The sequence below is a fragment of the Ruegeria sp. CDSB117 genome (genome assembly GCF_059611005.1).
The window spans coordinates 89,318-106,852 of sequence record NZ_JBXWOS010000003.1; the positions used below are offsets into that span (position 1 = coordinate 89,318).

A 17,535-nucleotide genomic window follows, 5' to 3' on the forward strand; every position below is an offset into this window, starting at 1 on the left:
CATGAGAGATATTCCCATCATCCTTCTGGCCGCCGGACAATCCCGCCGCATGGCTGGCGCGGACAAGCTGATGCAAAGCGTCGATGGCATGCCCCTGATACGGCGATCCACACAAACAGCGTTGCAGGTAGGCCCGGTGATCGTTGCGTTACCATCTGCCCCGCATCCTCGCCAGGACGCCTTGAAAGGCATGGATGTTGTTGCAGTTGAAATACCCGACGCTGATGAGGGCATGAACGCCAGTTTGCGCGGTGCTCTTGCGCATGTGCCCCCCGATGCCGGGGCTGTCATGGTTTTACTGGCAGATTTGCCGGAAATCACAGTTGGTGACCTGAAGCAGGTCGCAGAGTCTATCCAAGAATATCCAAATTGCTTGATCTGGCGTGGGGCGACAGCCACAGGAAAGCCCGGCCATCCGGTTGTGTTTGCCCGTCCGCTGTTCAGAGAACTCAGTCAACTTACCGGCGATGAGGGCGCGCAGTCCGTTGTGCGGGCGCATAAGAATGCAGTGCATCTTCAACCATTGCCCGGCCAAAACGCCCTGTTGGATTTAGACACACCCGAGGATTGGGCGCGCTGGCGGGCCAGGAAGGCCACATAACCTGCCTGCCAAAATAGAAACGGCCCGGTCGATACCGACCAGGCCGTTGCCCAAAACAGGACTACCACTTTTCACCAATCCTGAAAACGCTGCCAAAAATGCCTATGGCACCCTGGCTATTCCGCCGCTGAACCTAAACAAGACCCCCTCGTTAACATGCCGCTTAGCGTTTCCAGTGACTGTGACAAGCCGTTGGCACCCCCTAGTGCCATCGGCTCCCCCTTCGCTTGGGCAAGATCATCGTCACCCAAACGGTGCTTCCAAACAATGTAAAATTGGAAAGAACGGTTAATTTTTGGCGTCTCGGAATGGTTTTTGCGCAACATCCCGCCGAGGCGAAATCTACCTATAGAAGATCAATGAACTGCCCATTTTAGTTCAAACCTGACGATATGCATATTCTTTATTAGCTATATATAAAAGTTATCGGGTGCATATGTACTTGATTTGCTCAGGTTGCAGAAACGCACCACAACCAAGAGGTGAGCGGATTTTCGCCAAGGCTTTCCAGTGATCCTTTGTTGCCAAAACTGAATCAATTCAGGTTAAATCAGGGTTTGACTTTCAAATTGGCAACAATCGCTGATTCGTGACAAGCGATTCGCCACTATCTCGGCGAACCGTCCGCATACGACGACCTGTTTGTGGCGAAATTAAGATTTCTTAATCCTCAACACAGGAAACTCACAGGTTGATGCCTCATCTCCTCGGTTAACGCGCGGCTGCAATCGCGTGAAATAAACAGGAGACAAAAATGAGCATCCGTAAATCCTCGCTGCTTTTGCCACGTGCAACAGGCCTCGTTGGCGCATCCGCGCTTGGCGCCGCGCTGCTGGCCACGACCGCCCTGCCCTCGCTGGCAGACGAAGCCCTGGCTGATCTGGTTGAAAGCGTGTCCCCCTCGGTGGTGACCATCATCGCCGAACAGGATATTGTGCCCGTGCAAGCACCGGGACAGGGACAGAATTTTGATTTAGAAGACCACCCCTTTGGTGAATTCTTCAAACGCTTCGGAGCGCCTGAGGGCTTTCAGGCACCGCAGCGTGGACCATCGCAAGGCTTGGGATCGGGGTTTGTACTCGACGAAGCCGGGTACATCATCACCAATCACCATGTTGTCGACAATGCCTCTACCGTGACCGTCCGTCTGAGCGACGACCGTAGTTTCGAAGCCGAAATCGTGGGCACCGACCCGCTGACCGATATCGCCGTCCTGAAGATTGACGCCGGCGAAGCGCTGCAAGCCGTTGAGATCGGGGACAGTGACGTTATCCGCGTGGGTGAGGACGTCGTGGCCATCGGCAACCCGTTTGGCCTGCATTCGACCGTGACCACGGGCATCGTTTCGGCCAAAGGCCGCAATATCTCGGCCGGGCCCTACGCTGAATTCATTCAGACCGATGCGGCCATCAACAAGGGCAACTCGGGCGGTCCACTGTTCAACATGGAAGGCGAAGTGATTGGCGTGAACTCGGCCATCTACTCGCCCACCGGCGGGTCGGTTGGTCTGGGCTTTGCTGTGACCTCGAACATCGTTGAACATATCGCCGCGGATCTGCGCGATGATGGTCAGGTCAGCCGTGGCTGGCTGGGTGTTTCAATCCAGAATGTCAGCCCAGAGATCGCGGCGGCTATGGGGATCGATGCCTCGACCGGCGCACTTGTGTCAGATGTCGTCGCAGGCAGCCCCGCAGAAGGCGTGTTGGAGCAAGGTGACGTTATCCTGACCTTCAACGACGAAGCCGTCGATTCCAGCAGCGACCTGCCGATCCTTGTCGGCACGACCAAAGTCGGTACCGACAGTGTCATGACCGTTCTGCGTGATGGAAAAGAGCAACAGATCGAGTTGACAATCGGCCAGCATCAAAGCGCCTCGGCCGAGATCGACAAATCGGTGGACGAAGGCATCTCAGGCACCGCGTTGGGCGTGACCGTCGCACCGCTGACCGACAGCAACCGCGCACAAATGGGCGTAGCTGAGAATGTCGATGGTGTCGTTGTGACTGATCTGAAGCCCGACAGCCCTGCTGCCAAGGCCGGTCTGCAACGCGGCGACGTGATCGTAAAACTGGGCGGTCAGGAAACCGCCTCACCCGACGCGCTGAAGGCTGCGCTGGACAGCGAAAAGACTGACCCTGCACTGGTGCTGATCAACCGGGGCGGAAACCAGATCTTCGTGGCGGTGGAAATCGCCTGACCCGAAGTCCGCGTGCGCCATTTGATGGGGATTTCTGGCGTGCGCCTCCTCGGCGGATTGAATTGTCCGCATTCCGCCGGGACTGCCGGGTGCGCTGCAACGCACCCGGCACGTAATTTACGCAAATCATGTGCTTTTCAGGAAATTTGTGTTTAAATCCCGATAGAAAGGAACCCGAAACATGAGCCGCCGCCTGCTGATCGTCGAAGATGACGAGGACACTCGTGAGTTCATCGCCAAGGGCTTTGGCGAAGAAGGCTATGTGGTCGAGCAGGCTGCAGATGGCCGCGAGGGTCTGTACCACGCCACCGATGGCGGGTTTGACGCCATTGTGCTGGACCGGATGCTTCCCGGTCTTGATGGCCTTTCGCTGATCCGATCCTTAAGGGCGGCTGGGGTCAAGACCCCTACCCTGATGCTGACCGCAATGAGCGCGGTTGACGAAAGGGTTAAGGGGTTACGGTCGGGTGCAGATGACTACCTGGTCAAACCGTTTTCGTTTCAGGAACTCCACGCGAGGATCGAAGCCTTGTTGCGACGGCCACAGGAATCTGAGGAAACCGCGACGCTGACCTGCCGCGACCTGGAAATGGATCTGTTAACGCGCAAGGTCACCCGCGACGGGCACGAAATATCCTTGACCCCGCGTGAGTTCCAGATCCTTGAATTCTTCCTGCGCCGCAAGAACCGCGTGGTATCGCGCACCATGCTTTTGGAAGGTGTTTGGGATTATCATTTTGACCCAAATACCAACGTGGTCGACGTCCATATCTCAAAACTGCGCCGCCAGTTGGATGAAGGCGACCGGCCGCCATTGATTGAAACGGTTCGAGGTGCGGGTTACATGATATCCGATGGATAACCTGCGACTTTCGTTCAATAATTCCCGTACCCGCCTCGTTCTGGCCAGCATGATTCTCAGCACATTGCTGACAGCAATTGTGCTGGGGCTTGTATATTTTACCGCTAATCGCAGTATCGAGGGCGAGACCCGTTCGGTGGTATCCGCCGAACTAACCGGTCTGGCCGATGAATATGAACGGCGCGGCCTATTCGGGCTGTTGCAGGCCATTGAACGCAGGATTCCAACCGCGTCAGAACGGGATGCTTTGTATCTTTTGACTGACCGGTTCGGTGTAAAGCTGGCCGGAAACCTCAAGCACTGGCCTGCGGACGTCACAGCAGGCAGTGGCTGGGTCGACCTGGAGCTTCGCCGGGCCGATAACGACCAATTGGTGCCAATCTCGGCCGCCTCGGTCCGCTTGCCGGGCGGCGAACGCCTGCTGGTAGGTCGTGATGCCCTTGCACGGCAGCAATTTGACAGGGCACTGTTGCGCGCGGTTGGCTTGGCGCTTGCAATCGCGTTGGCGCTGAGCCTTTTAACTGGTTGGCTTTTTACACGGCTGGTCTTCACTCGCCTGTCAGAATTTGCGGGAACGGCGGAAAACATCGTGTCAGGTGATCTGTCCCGCCGCATGCCCTTGCGCGGAACCGGGGATGAGCTGGATCAAGTGGCCGGAACCCTGAACAGCATGTTGGACCGGATTGAGGAACTGATCAGCAATCTGCGCACAACCTCAAATTCAATCGCGCATGACCTGCGATCCCCCCTGTCCCGTCTGCGCCAAAGGGTCGAGACGCTGTCAGACCCGTCCAAAAGCGATCTGGACCGCGACGTCGACGTGGCCCGCGCGACAGCCGAGATCGACCACGTGCTGCGCGTTCTGGGGCAATTGACTGAAATCTCACGCGCCGAGGCCGGCGTCGGGCGGGAACAGTTCGAACCCGTGGACTTGCAGCAACTGATCGGTGACGTCGTCGAGTTGTACGACCCGGTTGCCGCCGATCAGGGCATCTCGCTTGAGGTCGTCGGCACCGCGCAACCTGTTCAGGGGCACCGCCCGCTTCTGTCTCAGGCGTTGTCAAATCTTCTGGAGAACGCGATGCGCTATGCCCCGGAAAAGACGGCGATCACAATCACCCTGTCAGAAAACGGCCCCTTTACCTGCCTGAGCGTGCGTGACTGCGGTCCGGGCGTCCCGGAAGAAGATTTGCCGCGTCTGCAGGTGCCGTTTGTCACGCTTGATCCAGCAAGGACCGAGCGCAACTCAGGGCTGGGTCTGGCGCTGGTCGCGGCGATTTCTCACATGCATCAAGGCGCTTTCGAGGCGCGCAACTGCGACCCTGGACTTGAGGCCACGATCAAGCTGGCGCGCAAGCCCTAGATTGGCACACCATTGATCGCCATCATCTTGTTTTTATAACGTTTATCTGCCGTCACATCTGTTCCGAACCAGTCGGGCGGCGCGTATGCCTGCGCCTCGGCCTCTGTGTCGAACTCTACCTCGACCAGCCGCAGCGGCACGAGGCTTCCCAGAAAGATGTCCAGCTCAAACACGCGCCCATCCGGCATTTTTCCGGTATAGCGCTCTTTCTCAACCCGACGTGCTTCGGTTTCCGGCCAGAAGGTTTCGAATTGCTCGGCCGTGATCTCGGCCTCGCGTTCCACCCGCACCAAGGAGCCCGCTCCTTTGAGCGTCAAAAAGTACCTGTCATTCTTTTGCCGCAGGCGCAATTCCGTGGAATCGTCCGGTGCAGTCAGATAGCCTTGACGGATGACGGCCTTATCCGCGCCGCTCAGGTCGGGCAATTCCGCCACCAGAAACTTGCGTTCAATTTCGGTGCTCATCGCTTTGAAACCACTCCGTTTTCCATCTCGTCGTACAGCTTTTGATATGCCAAGCTGGCGGCGCTGCGCGGGGCGAATTCACTGACTGGCGCACGGTTCTGCCCCATCTGTTCGATATCCGCCGCAAACGGGATTGAGCTGTACAGGAACCGTTTGCGATAGAGCTTTCGCATCGCATCCATAGTTTCAAGGTGCAGGGTCTTGCGCTGTTGCACCATGGAAAAGAATGCCGTCAGTTTTTTCTTCGACAACTTGTTGGCATCGAAAAAACCGACCAACTGATCGAAAGACCGCTCAGACAGAGTCGTCGGGATGACCGGAACCACGATCTGATCGGCCGCTTTGAAGATGTTTTCCGACAGGGTCGAAAAATTGGGCGGGCAATCCAGAATGATCACCTCATAATCGCTGCCCGCCGAGATCAGCGCTTTTTTCAGCCGCGACCGCGTGTTCCGCATCCGTGACAGGAAGACGTCAAAATCCCGAAAGGTCATGTTTGCTGGCAGCACGTCGAGACCCTCGAAGTCACTGGCGCGAATGGACTTGGTGAACCGCGCGACATCGTCAAAAAACCGCGCATCTGTCAGCTTTTTGGACGGCTTGACGCGCAGATAAAACCCAGACGCCCCTTGCGGATCCAGGTCGCATAGCAAAACCTTGTGCCCTGCTGCCGCGTAGGCATGGGCAAGATTGACCGAGGTGGCGGTTTTACCCACACCGCCCTTGTTGCTGTAACAAGCAATGATCTTCACTCCTCAGCCCTCCTTTTGATGAAACAAACTGCGGAACAGGTGCCGGATGTCCGGGCTGTCGAAATGCTTGAAATTTGCGATGACTCGGTCGCGTTCTGCCTTTTGGAGTTGATCCAGAACAGAAATCAGCCCACCCACGGACAAGGCCAACTGCGCATCAGCGCGGCCTTGCATATTGGTGTGCTGTTTCACAAAGCTCAGAAGCGCCTCTTGTTGGACCGAGAAATCATTGAATAGACCCAAATTATCCTGCAACTTTTTCAATGGCTTGATGATCGTTTTAAATGCCTTTGCGTCGAACAAAGGGGCAAAGAACTCCATAAGATAACGCAGTTTTTTGCAGTCGATCCGCAATTTATGAACATCTTCATCAGGCGTGTCCGAAGTGATACGTTGCGCCAGTTTGCAGGTTTTCCGGTATCGCTTCCAGATTAGGGCGCGCGCGTATTCATAGGCAGGCCGATCTGCATTTGGGCCAGACTGCAGGTTTGTCGGATCAGCGAATAGTTCGGTCAACTTTTTCATCTGATTGTCATAGTTTTGCGTCCGAAAACGCCGGGACAGACGGCCAAGTGCCTGACTGCGTTCCTTTTCGAATTGCGCAAACATGGTCACGGCACCTTCATGAAGGTTCGGCGGTATGAGATTGAAGTAACTGTCTTTTTCCAACAGATAGACATCCAAATCGCGTACGCGACCAGTGGGTTCCATCAAACCGGAAAACTCGCGCTTTAATGCAGCGGTTTGTTCGGGTGAGAACACACCCTTGAACAGGCCGATCACAGATCGCACGCGGCGCAGAGAAACGCGGTAGTCATGCAGAAATTCAGTATCGATATCATCGATCACGCCCGCCTCGTTCTGGCGCGCGACCGCCAGATAGGTGCGAATGATGTTGGTGGCGACTTCAATTGATGGTTCTTGTTTACTAACGCGGATTTCGGGCTTGGCCCTGTATATGGTCGCGTCGGGAAACAACCAGTCGAACAATGGCTTAGCCTTGCTTTTGCCGCCCTCCAATTTCGTCAGCTTTTCACAAACAGTCTTACACGCCCGGTCATATCCACGCATGTGTTGAACGGTTACAACTGTTACCTGCCCCTGATCCGAAGACATCAACATCATCGTGCCACGCACTTGTGTCTTTTGCAGGTCACCCAGAATGGCAAATGATCGGTGCTTGGCTCTGCCCGTCCCGACGCTAATCAACGCGCGCAACTTGGGAAAGCCCGCTAGACCCGCCTTGACGGGTCCGTCAGGCAGATCCTGCACGAACTTGCCCTTACCCTTGCACTGCTGGGTTTTGGCTCTACCGCCGCGCAACAAAATCAATGACCCATCGGTTTGGATCAAAACCTTGCTAGATGCCCTGAGGGATTGGTCATGACAATCCAGAATATCAAAATTTCCAGCAGTTTCAGCGGCCTCGAACCGCAATGCCAAATCTTTCAAAGATTTAGTAAAACCCGCCTCATCGAATGTGCCCAGGATAACAAAACAGTTTTTGACCCGAGCCATTAAGAGCGTCCCTTTCACCGAGGATCCAGTACGTGATCATGAATTCATATTCCTGCGATCTGATCAACGACTAACTCCGTTGATCAACAGCAATGACCAAAACATCTGATTTTGCTCGAACAACCGAATGACTCTGTCCAGGCATTTGGCTAAGACGGGGGTATGTCTGATCCTGTTTCATCGATCCGCAATCTCGGCCCGGCTTTTGAGCAATCCTGCGCACGCGCAGGCATTCAGTCTGCGCAGGAATTGCGCGATTTGGGGGCGGATGAGGCCTATGCACGGCTATTACAGGCGGGCACCCGGCCGCACTTCATCGGATACTACGTGCTGGTGATGGGATTGCAGGGGCGCCCCTGGAACGACTGCAAGGGCGAGGAAAAGAAGGCGCTGCGCGTAAAGTTCGACGCAATAAAATCCAGCGTTAGTACCGCCCCGGAAACCCAGATGATTTCTGATCTGGATGCAATTGGCATACGCGTTGCACCGAAAGATCTTAAAGAGGTCTGAAACGAAAAAGGCCGCACCCCCAATGGGATACGGCCCTGAACTTCGTCTGACGGCTGATTAGCCGACCAGTTCGATGCCCGAGAAGAAGTACGCGATTTCAACGGCAGCAGTTTCAGGCGCGTCCGAACCGTGGACCGAGTTTTCGCCAACCGATTCAGCAAACTCGGCGCGGATGGTGCCGGGTGCTGCGTCTGCGGGGTTGGTTGCGCCCATGACTTCGCGGTTCTTGGCAATGGCGCCTTCGCCTTCCAGAACCTGAACGATAACCGGCTCGGAGGACATGAATTCGCACAGTTCGTCATAGAACGGACGCTCGGCGTGTACGTCGTAGAACTTGCCAGCTTGAGCTTTGGTCATGTGAATGCGCTTTTGCGCAACGATGCGCAGGCCAGCGTCTTCGAACTTGGCGTTGATCTTGCCAGTCAGGTTGCGACGGGTTGCATCAGGTTTGATGATCGAGAATGTGCGTTCCAGTGCCATATCGGCCTCTCCTTACTATATGGCGCGAGGTACGCGCCGAAATCCATCGCGCGCCGCCTAACACGGTATGTGCCTCATGAAAAGTGGAATGATTGCGCCAGTGGGTCTTGGCGATCAGATTGTGTCCGGCAAGGGCTCTGACGCGTCGATCCGGCGAACGTAAAGCACCGCGAGCAATCCGACAAAGCTGCTGGCGAACATCATGCCCAACACCAGAAAGGGCCCATTTTCAGGGCTAACAAACGCGCCGGTCATCAAGGTCAAAACTGCGCCCAACGCCACGATTAGTGCCCCGGAAAGCCCCGCGGCGCTGCCTGCCAGATTGGGTCTCACGGACATTACGCCGGCCGAGGCGTTGGCATTCGTCAGCCCGTTACCGAAGCCCACGCAAATGGCCGAGCCGAAGAATACCCAGACTGAACTCAGACCTGCTGTGAACAACAGCAACCCGCAGAAGGGCCCAATAGAGGCAACGACCCGACCGATCAGGATCATCGTCGTCAGCTTCGTGTGTGCTGCGATACGCCCGGTAATGAAATTGCCCACCATGAAGCCGCCGGTAATAATTCCGATCCCCAGACCCAGCATGGCAGGGCTCAGGTCGAACCAGACCGCGGCGACCAGTGGCGCACCGGTGATAAAGCTGAAGAACCCGCCGATCGAGAATGCCGCGCACAGCGCGTAACCCCAGAACCGACGCGCGCGAAACAGGTGCGGGTATTCCTTTAGCTGAGCCGAGAATGTTGCGGAACGGTTCGTATTCGTCTCACCCATATCCGCCCACAACAGCACCAGCATCCCCGCCCCCAGGACCGAATACAATATGAACCCGGCTCGCCAACCGAACAGCATATCCAGTGCACCGCCCAGCATCGGGCCAAGCATCGGTGCCAAAGCCATTGCCATCGCAACATAGCCCAGTTTGCTGGCGGCCTCGTTCGGGGCATAGAGATCCCGGATTGAGGCGCTGGACAGCACGGGTCCGGCCACCACCGCTGCTTGAAGTAGACGGAAACCGAGGAATATCCAAATCGACTCGGCCAATACGCAGCCAACCGATGCCACTGTGAAAACTGCCATGCAAATCAACAGGATCGGTCTGCGACCATATCGGTCGGACAACGGCCCCATGATCAATTGCAACACGGCGGACACCGCCAGATACCCGGCGACTGACAAGTTAATCAGTCCGTAGTCGACCTGAAAGCCCTCGGCCATCCTCGCAAGCGACGGCAGGAACATGTTCAACGACAGCACCGACAACGCCGTAGCGAAGATCAAAGTGACCAAAGAAGGAGGCGTCTGAGCCGCGCGCATGATGAAAACCGTCGAGTAATGCCAACCGGATCAGCGCTAACACATTGCCTGGATATTGAACATATCAAGCTGCTGGCGGTGGCAACAAGGCTCTGCTAAGAGCGCGTCATGCTACGGATTCAAGACATAACCTACGCGGTTGAAGGCCGCCCCCTATTCGATGGGGCCAGTGCAACCATTCCCGATGGGCACAAGGTTGGCCTTGTGGGACGGAACGGCACGGGGAAGACAACCCTGTTCCGACTGATCCGGGGCGAATTGGCGCTGGAGTCAGGCAATATCAATGTCCCGAAGCGCGCCCGGATTGGCGGAGTGGCGCAAGAGGTGCCCTCCTCGGATGTGTCGCTGATCAACACGGTTCTGGCCGCCGATACTGAGCGCAGCGCGCTGATGAACGAGGCCGACACCGCGACCGATCCCACACGCATCGCCGAAATTCAGACCCGCCTTGTAGATATCGACGCGTGGTCTGCCGAGGCGCGCGCTGCCTCGATCCTTAAAGGTCTTGGGTTTGATGATGACGACCAGTTGCGCCCCTGCTCCGACTTCTCGGGCGGTTGGCGGATGCGCGTGGCGTTGGCGGCGGTGCTGTTTTCACAGCCCGATCTGCTGCTGCTGGACGAACCGACAAACTATCTGGACCTCGAAGGTGCGCTGTGGCTGGAGAGCTATTTGGCCAAATATCCGCACACCGTCATCATCATCAGCCACGACCGCGGGTTGCTGAACCGCGCGGTGGGTTCGATCCTGCATTTGGAAGACCGCAAGCTGACCTACTACGCGGTTCCTTATGACAAATTCGCCGAACGCCGCGCTGAACGGCTGGCACAGGCGGAATCCGAGAACGTGAAAGCCAAGGCCCGGATCGCCCATCTGCAGAGTTTCGTGGATCGCTTCCGTTACAAGGCATCCAAAGCAGTTCAGGCCCAGTCACGCTTGAAAATGATCGAGCGCATTCAGCTGGTTTCAACCCCTCAAGAGGCCGCTCTGCGCGCATTCTCCTTCCCCGAGCCAGAAGAGCTGTCCCCGCCGATCATTCAGATTGAAGGCGGCGTGACGGGCTATGGTGAAACCGAGGTGCTGCGCCGCTTGAACCTGCGTATTGACCAGGATGACCGGATCGCGCTGCTGGGCAGGAACGGTCAGGGCAAGTCGACCCTGTCCAAGCTGCTGTCCGACCGCCTGCCCCTGATGGCGGGCAAGATGACCCGCAGCAACAAGCTGCGGATTGGTTATTTTGCGCAGCATCAGGTGGATGAGCTTTATGTGGACGAAACGCCGCTGGACCATCTGCGACGCCTGCGCCCGAACGAGGCGCCGGGCAAGTGGCGGTCGCGTCTGGCGGGGTTCGGGCTGAACGCGGATCAGGCTGAAACTAAGGTTGGTCGTCTGTCGGGCGGCCAGAAGGCACGCCTGTCGCTGCTGATCGCCACCATCGACGCGCCGCATATGTTGATCCTGGACGAGCCGACCAACCACCTGGATATCGAAAGCCGTGAGGCGCTGGTCGAAGCGTTGACCGCCTATTCCGGTGCGGTGGTTCTGGTCAGCCACGATATGCACCTATTGTCGCTGGTCGCGGACCATCTGTGGCTGGTCTCGGACGGAACGGTCAAACCCTTCGAGGGAGATCTCGAGACCTATCGCACCATGCTGCTGGGACGCGACAAACCGGCCAAAGAGAAACCGCAAGTGATCAAGCCCAAGCGCCCCTCGCGCGAGGCAGTGCTGAACCTGCGGGCGGACCTTCGCAAATGCGAGGACCGGATCGAGAAGCTAACGGATATGCATGATAAACTGTCGGCCAAACTGGCAGATCCTGCGCTTTACGAGGACGACAGGAAAAACGATCTTGCAACGTGGAACCGGAAATTTGCCGAAGTGGTCGAAGCCATGCAAAAAGCCGAGGCCCTTTGGGTTGTCGCCGCAGAGCGTCTTGAAAAGGCCGAAGCGACATGACGAAACCCGTAATCGAAACGACTGCCATGATCGCAGGCATGCGCCCTGAACTTCAGGACGCAGAATTCGCATTTGTTGTTTGGCCGCATGACAAAGCTTGGCCCGAAGGAACGCGGGCCAGTTGCATGGAGGCCGAAGGACTGTCCCTTATCGTGCCAATCGACGCAGCACCCGCTGGCGCCATCAGTATGAAGTGCATAACGTTGCGGGTTCATTCCTCACTGGAAGGCGTTGGCTTGACTGCCGCAGTGTCCGATGCTCTTGCCCAAAGTGACATTCCGGCAAACATGGTCGCGGGGTATCACCACGACCACGTCTATGTTCCAAGCAATCTGGCGGAAAAAGCTGTGGCCGTTCTGTTAGACCTCCAACAAGGTGCCGGCAAATGATCGACTTCGCCTTTTTCATCACTGCCTTCACCACCCTGTTCGTGGTGATTGACCCCTTTGGCACCGCGCCGATTTTTGTGGCTTTAACTCAGGACATGGACGCCCGCGCCCGTCGCCGGACCGCCTATCGCACCTGTGCCGTGGCCTCTGGCATACTCATTGCCTTTGCCGCCTTTGGCGAAGCGGTGCTGGGTTTTGTCGGTATCTCGATGGAGGCCTTCAAGGTCGCCGGGGGCGCGTTGTTGTTCCTTACAGCATTGGACATGCTGTTCGAACGACGCACCAAACGCCGTGAAGACCGAGTCGAGGAAGAAGAGGAACACCATGACCCGTCCGTGTTCCCGCTGGCCATTCCACTGGTCGCCGGTCCCGGATCAATTGCAACAATTATCCTGCTGGCCGGACAGCACCCGGGCATTCTTGGCATTGTCGAGGCCTGTATCGTCATGCTGGCCGTCATGGCCGTGGTTTTAACCTTCTTCCTGTCTGGCGGCCTGATTGCGCGCCTGTTGGGCAAAACCGGCCTGAACGTATTGACGCGGCTGTTGGGGATGCTGCTGGCGGCGTTGTCGGTTCAATTCATCCTGGACGGCCTCAAGGCCTTTGGTTTTGCGTCGTAAAACCCCATATATCTTTCAGAGAATATGGTGAGGAGCGCTATGGACGGCGACAACATTGGACGTTTGGTATATCTGGCCGTGCTTGGTACGGCCGTTGTGGCGTGGTTTGTCGCACAAAACCGCCAATCTCTGAACAAAACGCTGCAACAGGCTTTGGCGTGGGTCTTTATCTTTATCGGTGTCATTGCCGTTGTCGGCCTGTGGGAAGACATCCGCACCACTGTTGGCCCTGCCCCGCAAATGACTGTCACCGGCCAGACCATAGAGGTTCCGCGCGCCTCCGACGGACACTATTATCTGCCCATTGATGTGAACGGAGAACCGATCACCTTTCTGGTGGACACCGGCGCAAGCCAGATTGTCTTAAGCTCGCGGGACGCCGAACGTGTTGGCATTGATCCCGATCAGTTGAATTATTTCGGCCGGGCAAACACGGCCAATGGCGTTGTGCGGACCGCGCCAGTGCGCCTGGATACGCTGGCATTGGGGCCAATCACGGACCAGAATATCTCGGCCTGGGTAAACGAAGGGGAATTGGACAAATCCTTGCTGGGTATGGATTACCTGCATCGGTTCTCGAATATCCAGTTCGCCAATGGCCGCCTGCTTTTGTCTCGCTAAGGCATCCGTTGCCGCAACTCCACGATTGAGAACAAAATAAGAACATGCTAGCCTGACAGCATGTCTACACATCTTCTTGGCCGCAAACCCGCGCGTGACGTGCCGGGGATAGATCTTCATCCGCAGATCAGACTGCAACTGGCCCGCGTGCACGAGGCCTGCGGCCCCGCCCGGCGCAGCTTTGCCATGTGGCTAGCGGGGCAGATGCAGGGGCCGGTGCTGTGGATCGCGCCCGCATGGGAGCCCGGCCAGCTTAACCCTGATGGCATGATGGCCTTTGCCGACCCCGCCCGGTTCATCTTTGTGCGCCCGACCCGGTCCGAAGACCTGCTGTGGTGCGTAGAAGAGGCCCTGCGCAGCGCGGCCATGCCTCTGGTCATCGGTGATCTGCCCGGCGCACCGGGGCTGACCCCGGTGCGGCGCATGCATCTGGCTGCGGAACAGGGTGGTGCGATGGGGCGTGCCCCGCTGGGGATGCTGCTGACCCCCGGCGACGGCGGCGCACAGGGGGTAGAGACGCGCTGGCACATGGCCGCAAACCATCAGGCAGAGGCCCGGCGCTGGACCCTGACCCGCCGCCGTGCCCGCGCCCTGCCCCCGGTCAGCTGGCATGCCACGCAGACCAAACCGCGCGCCGGTTTGCACCTGCAACAGATCGCTACAGAAGACACACCCGTGTGATCACGCGCCCCTCACGGGGTTTGTGACTGGCCAAAGCACAGGCCGAGCCCTAGCGTTTCAGGATGAGCCACGCGATCCACGATAGCCGATACTCCTGGCTGCGACTTGCGATCACTTTGATCATCGCAACCGTGGCCAATGTGGGAATGTGGGCCGTCATCGTTGTGATGCCCGCTATCGAAACCCAATTCAACGCCGGACGTGCCGAGGCCGCGATGCCTTACACATTGGCCATGATCGGGTTCGCCCTTGGCAATTTTTGGATGGGGCAGTTGGTGGATCGGCTGGGCGTGACCAAAGCCCTGATCGGGACCGCAATCCTCAGCGCCACCAGCTATCTGCTGGCGACACTGGCGCCAAACATTGTGATGTTGTCCGTCGCACATCTTATGTTGGGACTCGGGGCATCTATCGGCTTTGGACCATTGATCGCCGACATCTCGCACTGGTTCATGAAACGGCGCGGGATCGCTGTGGGGCTAGTGGCAAGCGGAAACTATCTGTCCGGGACCATCTGGCCGACCTTGCTGTCCGGCATACTCGCACGCGATGGCTGGCAACAGGTCTACCTGACGCTGGCCGTCATAACGTTGCTGGTCGTTATCCCCCTATCCCTACTGTTGCGCCGACAGGTCCCGGCCGAGGCGCACAGCACCGCAGCATCTGCCGCACAAATCAAGGCGCGCAGCGTTGGCATTTCCCCGCGGGCACTTCAATACATTCTCGGTCTGGCCGGTATTTCGTGCTGTGTCGCAATGTCGATGCCTCAGGTGCATATCGTGTCCTATTGCGTCGGGCTGGGTTATGGACCCACAGTCGGCGCCGAGATGTTGTCCCTGATGCTGTTCGGAGGTGTGATCAGCCGAGTAATATCAGGCATGGTCGCTGATCAACTTGGCGGCGTCCTGACGGTTCTGATTGGCTCGGTTCTTCAATGCCTCGCACTGTTCCTGTTCTTGCCTTATGACGGGATGGTCTCACTCTACCTGATCAGCCTGCTTTTTGGCCTGTCACAAGGCGGCATCGTTCCCGGTTATGCCCTTATTGTGCGCGAATATATGCCCCCGCGAGAGGCCGGGGCGCGTGTGGGGTTTGTCATGATGATGACGATCATGGGCATGGCGCTGGGGGGATGGATGTCCGGCTGGATTTACGACGTGACCGGCAATTACCAACTGGCTTTCGTAAACGGCATTCTATGGAACGGCCTGAACATCGGAATTCTGCTGTTTCTGCTCAGCCGCTCGCGCGCCCACAGACAAGAGGTTTTGGCATGAGATCATTGACGCGGCGCTTTATGATTGCGGGTCTGGCGAGCCTTCCGTTGGCACGGCCAACTCATGCTGCGTTGGTCCAATATGAATTGTCTCGAGCCGGGACGTCCGTCGGCTTTTCCTTCATGCTTTCGGGGGTTGCGCAGTCAGGCACGATGCCGATCCAATCGGCAGATATTCGGGTCGACACGGATCAGTTACAAAATAGCCGTGTCACCGTCGTGCTGAATGTAGCCGCGGCGCGCACCCGGTTGCCCTTTGCCCGCGGCCCGATGCTAAGTAAAAGCGTGCTAAACGTGCAGGAATTTCCGACCATAATGTTCAAATCGACCCGGATACAGCTTGGCCCCGCCGGCCGCATTTCCGAAGGCGCAACCATCACCGGAGACCTGACGGTGCGCGGGGTCACACGCCCCGTGACCCTGCAAGCCAATCTGTACCGCGAACCCGGAACCGAGGCTGATGACCTGAACGCATTGTCAATTCGACTGTCGGGCGCGTTGAACCGCCACGAATTCGGCGCCTCTGGCTATCCCGATCTGGTCGCCGATACCGTGTCTTTGAACATCCGGGCCGATTTGACCCGCAAGGCCTGACACCCAAAGGACAAAAAACGACGCGCAGAGGTCGAATTATCACGCGCAACGCTCGCTGATGGGGTAATGCTGGGCGCACTATGCGCACGATCATTTCTTTTGCCGCCCTGTTTCTTTCTGTCATTCTTCTGCAGCTCTCGACGGGCGGCGTTGGTCCTTTGGATGCCATATCCGGCATCACGCTTGGATTCACGACCGGACAAATTGGTATGTTGGGTTCGGCGCACTTTCTTGGCTTCTTCATTGGCTGCTGGTGGGCCCCGCGCCTAATGGGCAGCGTTGGCCATTCGCGGGCCTTCGCAGTCTGCACGGCCTTGGGCGCAATGGGTCTTATTGGGCATACGTTGACCGAAAACCCGTACATCTGGGCAGCCCTTCGGGTCGCGTCCGGAACTTGTGTCGCCGGGGCCTATACGGTGATCGAGGCTTGGCTGAACGCCAAAGTCACAAACGAAACACGCGGCCGCGCCATGGGGACCTATCGCATTGCGGATATGGGCGCGTCTTTGTGCGCACAGTTGATCATCGCGGTTTTGCCGCCAGCGTCATACGTGTCCTACAACTTGCTGGCGATCCTGTGCTGCGCGTCCCTGTTGCCGTTGACGTTGACACGGGCCAGCCAGCCGAAAACACCCGACGCCCCTCGGTTGAGACCCAAACTGGCCTGGCGCAGCTCACCCTTGGCCGTTGCAGGTGTGATCGTTGCGGCGCTCAGCTCTGCGTCGTTTCGTATGGTTGGTCCGGTCTACGGTCAGGAAGTTGGGTTGGACGTGGACCAGATCGCATTCTTCCTGGCTTCCTTTGTTTTGGGTGGGGCACTGGCGCAGTACCCGGTGGGCTGGCTGGCCGACAAATATGACAGGCGCTGGGTGTTGATCTGGCTGTCCGTTGCTGCGGTCGTCAGCAGCGGAGTCACAATGGCGGCCAGCGGAACAGGAACGGTAGGCGTCATGCTAGCCGCTGTTTTCTTTGGCCTGACAACCTTCCCGATCTTCTCGGTCTCTTCAGCCCATGCGAACGACTTTGCAACAGCAGAAGAACGGGTTGAGCTATCCGCGGCGCTGATGTTCTGGTTCGCTTTGGGTGCGATAGCCTCACCCTATATCTCATCGACATTGATTCAGCAGTTCGGACCCGGAGCCCTGTTTGCATTTGTGGCGGTCGGCCATGTTTTCCTGATCATCTTTGGCCTGGCCCGAATGCGCTCACGCCCGACGCCCGAAGAGCGGACCAACTATGTCTACGCACCACGCACGTCGTTCACCATCGGTCGTTTGCTGAAACGGTCGCGTGAAAAGCAATAAAAAAGGGCCGGGAAAACCCCGGCCCCT

The 17,535-nt window shown here is 57.4% G+C and carries 18 protein-coding genes; 13 read left to right on the plus strand and 5 right to left on the minus strand.

Translation table 11 applies throughout. The features are described 5' to 3' along the window. Nucleotide 1: 1 nt before the first annotated feature. The 4 genes from AC2FJC_RS05080 to AC2FJC_RS05095 all read left to right on the plus strand — a co-directional run bounded on the left by AC2FJC_RS05080 (nt 2) and on the right by AC2FJC_RS05095 (nt 5,023). A complete protein-coding gene (locus AC2FJC_RS05080; protein ID WP_496738661.1) occupies nt 2-601 on the plus strand; it encodes a nucleotidyltransferase family protein in 600 nt (199 codons plus the stop codon). Between the two features lie 754 nt (nt 602-1,355). After that, complete coding sequence (locus tag AC2FJC_RS05085) at nt 1,356-2,798, plus strand: Do family serine endopeptidase (protein ID WP_496738662.1); 1,443 nt, start codon at nt 1,356-1,358, stop codon at nt 2,796-2,798. Between the two features lie 181 nt (nt 2,799-2,979). Continuing rightward, nucleotides 2,980-3,660: a response regulator transcription factor gene (locus AC2FJC_RS05090; protein ID WP_496738663.1), complete on the plus strand. Its 681-nt coding sequence runs from the start codon at nt 2,980-2,982 to the stop codon at nt 3,658-3,660. After that, on the plus strand, nt 3,653-5,023 hold the full coding sequence (locus AC2FJC_RS05095; RefSeq protein WP_496738664.1) for a sensor histidine kinase: 1,371 nt from the start codon (nt 3,653-3,655) through the stop codon (nt 5,021-5,023). The genes AC2FJC_RS05090 and AC2FJC_RS05095 overlap by 8 nt, the downstream gene beginning before the upstream one ends. On the opposite strand, the gene AC2FJC_RS05100 is transcribed toward AC2FJC_RS05095, so the two are convergent. Genes AC2FJC_RS05100 through AC2FJC_RS05110 form a run of 3 tightly spaced genes read right to left on the minus strand, consistent with a single transcriptional unit; the run spans nt 5,020 to nt 7,757 of the window. Beyond that, nucleotides 5,020-5,487 (minus strand): CYTH domain-containing protein, encoded by a 468-nt coding sequence (locus AC2FJC_RS05100; protein WP_496738665.1) that lies wholly within the window; start codon nt 5,485-5,487, stop codon nt 5,020-5,022. The genes AC2FJC_RS05095 and AC2FJC_RS05100 overlap by 4 nt on opposite strands. Continuing rightward, nucleotides 5,484-6,239 carry a ParA family protein gene (locus AC2FJC_RS05105; RefSeq protein WP_496738666.1) on the minus strand — a complete coding sequence of 252 codons (756 nt, stop codon included), beginning with the start codon at nt 6,237-6,239 and terminating at the stop codon, nt 5,484-5,486. The genes AC2FJC_RS05100 and AC2FJC_RS05105 overlap by 4 nt, the downstream gene beginning before the upstream one ends. A gap of 3 nt (nt 6,240-6,242) precedes the next feature. Further along, nucleotides 6,243-7,757 carry a CHAD domain-containing protein gene (locus AC2FJC_RS05110; RefSeq protein ID WP_496738667.1) on the minus strand — a complete coding sequence of 505 codons (1,515 nt, stop codon included), beginning with the start codon at nt 7,755-7,757 and terminating at the stop codon, nt 6,243-6,245. A 162-nt stretch (nt 7,758-7,919) separates the two neighbouring features. On the opposite strand from AC2FJC_RS05110, the gene AC2FJC_RS05115 reads away from it, so the two are divergent. Further along, nucleotides 7,920-8,267: a TfoX/Sxy family protein gene (locus AC2FJC_RS05115; RefSeq protein ID WP_496738668.1), complete on the plus strand. Its 348-nt coding sequence runs from the start codon at nt 7,920-7,922 to the stop codon at nt 8,265-8,267. 57 nt (nt 8,268-8,324) lie between these two features. On the opposite strand, the gene ndk is transcribed toward AC2FJC_RS05115, so the two are convergent. After that, on the minus strand, nt 8,325-8,747 hold the full coding sequence (gene ndk, locus AC2FJC_RS05120) for a nucleoside-diphosphate kinase (RefSeq protein ID WP_058273797.1): 423 nt from the start codon (nt 8,745-8,747) through the stop codon (nt 8,325-8,327). A 114-nt stretch (nt 8,748-8,861) separates the two neighbouring features. Next, entirely contained in the window at nt 8,862-10,064 is a 1,203-nt protein-coding gene (locus AC2FJC_RS05125; protein ID WP_496738669.1) for a multidrug effflux MFS transporter, read from the minus strand. 108 nt (nt 10,065-10,172) lie between these two features. Here AC2FJC_RS05125 and AC2FJC_RS05130 point away from each other — a divergent pair, with 108 nt between their 5' ends. The 8 genes from AC2FJC_RS05130 (at nt 10,173) to AC2FJC_RS05165 (ending at nt 17,508) form a co-directional block, all read left to right on the plus strand. Further along, entirely contained in the window at nt 10,173-12,023 is a 1,851-nt protein-coding gene (locus AC2FJC_RS05130) for an ABC-F family ATP-binding cassette domain-containing protein (protein WP_496738670.1), read from the plus strand. Beyond that, nucleotides 12,020-12,412 carry an ACT domain-containing protein gene (locus AC2FJC_RS05135; protein ID WP_058273800.1) on the plus strand — a complete coding sequence of 131 codons (393 nt, stop codon included), beginning with the start codon at nt 12,020-12,022 and terminating at the stop codon, nt 12,410-12,412. The genes AC2FJC_RS05130 and AC2FJC_RS05135 overlap by 4 nt, the downstream gene beginning before the upstream one ends. After that, nucleotides 12,409-13,032, plus strand: a complete 624-nt coding sequence (locus tag AC2FJC_RS05140) for a MarC family protein (protein WP_496722419.1) — start codon at nt 12,409-12,411, stop codon at nt 13,030-13,032. Before AC2FJC_RS05135 ends, AC2FJC_RS05140 begins: the two co-directional genes overlap by 4 nt. 39 nt (nt 13,033-13,071) lie before the next feature. Continuing rightward, entirely contained in the window at nt 13,072-13,653 is a 582-nt protein-coding gene (locus AC2FJC_RS05145; protein WP_058273802.1) for a retropepsin-like aspartic protease family protein, read from the plus strand. A 60-nt stretch (nt 13,654-13,713) separates the two neighbouring features. Next, nucleotides 13,714-14,334: an ImuA family protein gene (locus AC2FJC_RS05150; protein WP_496738671.1), complete on the plus strand. Its 621-nt coding sequence runs from the start codon at nt 13,714-13,716 to the stop codon at nt 14,332-14,334. A 62-nt stretch (nt 14,335-14,396) separates the two neighbouring features. Then, the gene (locus AC2FJC_RS05155) at nt 14,397-15,611 is read left to right on the plus strand and encodes an MFS transporter (RefSeq protein ID WP_496738672.1); all 1,215 of its coding nucleotides are present in this window, start codon (nt 14,397-14,399) and stop codon (nt 15,609-15,611) included. Further along, complete coding sequence (locus AC2FJC_RS05160; RefSeq protein WP_496738673.1) at nt 15,608-16,204, plus strand: YceI family protein; 597 nt, start codon at nt 15,608-15,610, stop codon at nt 16,202-16,204. Before AC2FJC_RS05155 ends, AC2FJC_RS05160 begins: the two co-directional genes overlap by 4 nt. An 80-nt stretch (nt 16,205-16,284) precedes the next feature. Then, the gene (locus tag AC2FJC_RS05165) at nt 16,285-17,508 is read left to right on the plus strand and encodes an MFS transporter (RefSeq protein ID WP_496738674.1); all 1,224 of its coding nucleotides are present in this window, start codon (nt 16,285-16,287) and stop codon (nt 17,506-17,508) included. The last annotated feature ends 27 nt before the right edge of the window (nt 17,509-17,535 follow it).

Coding starts and splice junctions, on each gene's coding strand:
- AC2FJC_RS05080 (WP_496738661.1), top strand. CDS start 2: ATGAGAGATATTCCCATCATCCTTCTGGCCGCCGGACAATCCCGCCGC.
- AC2FJC_RS05085 (WP_496738662.1), top strand. CDS start 1,356: ATGAGCATCCGTAAATCCTCGCTGCTTTTGCCACGTGCAACAGGCCTC.
- AC2FJC_RS05090 (WP_496738663.1), top strand. CDS start 2,980: ATGAGCCGCCGCCTGCTGATCGTCGAAGATGACGAGGACACTCGTGAG.
- AC2FJC_RS05095 (WP_496738664.1), top strand. CDS start 3,653: ATGGATAACCTGCGACTTTCGTTCAATAATTCCCGTACCCGCCTCGTT.
- AC2FJC_RS05100 (WP_496738665.1), bottom strand. CDS start 5,487: ATGAGCACCGAAATTGAACGCAAGTTTCTGGTGGCGGAATTGCCCGAC.
- AC2FJC_RS05110 (WP_496738667.1), bottom strand. CDS start 7,757: ATGGCTCGGGTCAAAAACTGTTTTGTTATCCTGGGCACATTCGATGAG.
- AC2FJC_RS05115 (WP_496738668.1), top strand. CDS start 7,920: ATGTCTGATCCTGTTTCATCGATCCGCAATCTCGGCCCGGCTTTTGAG.
- ndk (WP_058273797.1), bottom strand. CDS start 8,747: ATGGCACTGGAACGCACATTCTCGATCATCAAACCTGATGCAACCCGT.
- AC2FJC_RS05125 (WP_496738669.1), bottom strand. CDS start 10,064: ATGCGCGCGGCTCAGACGCCTCCTTCTTTGGTCACTTTGATCTTCGCT.
- AC2FJC_RS05130 (WP_496738670.1), top strand. CDS start 10,173: ATGCTACGGATTCAAGACATAACCTACGCGGTTGAAGGCCGCCCCCTA.
- AC2FJC_RS05135 (WP_058273800.1), top strand. CDS start 12,020: ATGACGAAACCCGTAATCGAAACGACTGCCATGATCGCAGGCATGCGC.
- AC2FJC_RS05140 (WP_496722419.1), top strand. CDS start 12,409: ATGATCGACTTCGCCTTTTTCATCACTGCCTTCACCACCCTGTTCGTG.
- AC2FJC_RS05145 (WP_058273802.1), top strand. CDS start 13,072: ATGGACGGCGACAACATTGGACGTTTGGTATATCTGGCCGTGCTTGGT.
- AC2FJC_RS05150 (WP_496738671.1), top strand. CDS start 13,714: ATGTCTACACATCTTCTTGGCCGCAAACCCGCGCGTGACGTGCCGGGG.
- AC2FJC_RS05155 (WP_496738672.1), top strand. CDS start 14,397: ATGAGCCACGCGATCCACGATAGCCGATACTCCTGGCTGCGACTTGCG.
- AC2FJC_RS05160 (WP_496738673.1), top strand. CDS start 15,608: ATGAGATCATTGACGCGGCGCTTTATGATTGCGGGTCTGGCGAGCCTT.
- AC2FJC_RS05165 (WP_496738674.1), top strand. CDS start 16,285: ATGCGCACGATCATTTCTTTTGCCGCCCTGTTTCTTTCTGTCATTCTT.